This window comes from Fructilactobacillus sp. X2R1C1, assembly GCF_059901435.1.
In genome coordinates this window covers 1-261 of record NZ_JBWXUV010000105.1, presented here as the reverse complement: position 1 = coordinate 261, position 261 = coordinate 1, and the positions used below count along the sequence as shown (strand labels likewise).

The 261-nt window shown below is 46.0% G+C and carries 1 protein-coding gene; it reads right to left on the bottom strand.

Annotated features, from left to right (window positions below; translation table 11 throughout):
• The coding region (locus AC6UDG_RS07665; RefSeq protein WP_500706986.1) for a mucin-binding protein at positions 1–261 on the bottom strand (261 nt) is incomplete at both ends.

The following is a 261-nucleotide window of genomic DNA, read 5'->3' as shown; positions in this document are numbered from 1 at the left end:
GCGATCTTCTGAAGCTTTACTACCATCAGCATAAACGTAGTGAACCTTTCTCGTAATGTTCTTAGTTAGGTCAGTTACACCAGTTCCGTCTGGATAATGAGGTCCGTCTGGATTGTTTGGATCAATTGGTTGTCCTGGGTTTCCTGGATTGTCCGGTGTAACTTCCCTAGTCTTGTGCTTCAGGACAACGGTAAAGGTTGGATTGTCAGTGTTGAAAGTAAAGCCATCAGCAGGGTATCCGTCGGATACCAACTCGTAGCC